The sequence below is a fragment of the Salipiger sp. HF18 genome (assembly GCF_011806505.1).
Lineage (GTDB): Bacteria > Pseudomonadota > Alphaproteobacteria > Rhodobacterales > Rhodobacteraceae > Salipiger > Salipiger thiooxidans.
In genome coordinates, this window is the sequence record NZ_JAATOS010000877.1 from 1 (window position 1) to 883 (window position 883).

The following is an 883-nucleotide window of genomic DNA, read 5'->3' on the forward strand; positions in this document are numbered from 1 at the left end:
GGTGGCGTTGGGCGCGCGGTCGGTGACACCCCACCAGTCGGCCACGGTCATGCCCCGGGTGAGCGGCGAGACGGTCTCGATCTCGACGTTGATGTGCCGCCCCGAGAACAGATCGGGCCGCAGCAGGTAGGCGGTGACGCAGGGGTCGTGCAGCGGCGCGCCGTCGGAGCCGTATTTCGCCAGGTCGAAGCGCTCGAAGAAGTCGGTCATCTCGGCGACGGCGGTGCCGGCGCGGTTGCCGAGCGCGCGGAAAGCGTCGTTGCGCGGCTTGGTGACCAGCGCCTTGTGGGTCACGTCGAGCGGCAGCACCACCAGCGGCACGCCCGCACCGAAGACCAGTGCCGCAGCCTCGGGGTCGACGTAGATGTTGAACTCGGCCGCCGGCGTGATGTTGCCCACTTCGAAATAGGCGCCGCCCATGAGCACGATGCGCTTCACCCGCGAAACGATGTCGGGGGCGCGCTCGAAAGCGGTGGCGATATTGGTGAGCGGTCCGAGCGGGCAGAGCGTCACGGTCCCGGCGGGCTCGGCGCGGAGCGTCTCGATGATGAAGTCCACGCCATGAGCGTCCTGCAGGGGCATGGTGGACTCGGGCAGGTCGGGGCCGTCGAGCCCGCTCTTGCCGTGCACTTGCTCGGCGGTCACCAGTTCGTGGCGCAGCGGGCGGTCGCAGCCCGCGAAGACTTTCATGTCGGGCCGTCCGGCCAGTTCGCAGACGATGCGGGCATTGCGCGCGGTCAGCGCCAGCGGCACGTTGCCCGCCACGGCGGTGATGCCCAGCACCTCGATCTCGTCCGGAGAGGCGAGGGCGAGCAGGATCGCAACGGCGTCGTCCTGGCCGGGATCAGTGTCGATGATGATGCGCTCTGCCATGGGAAGCCTC

General features: G+C 69.3%; 1 protein-coding gene. It reads right to left on the reverse strand.

The features are described 5' to 3' along the window. A partial coding sequence (locus tag HC022_RS27680) for a nucleoside hydrolase (RefSeq protein WP_167454509.1) occupies positions 1-873 on the reverse strand: 873 nt, incomplete at its 3' end. Positions 874-883 lie beyond the last annotated feature (10 nt).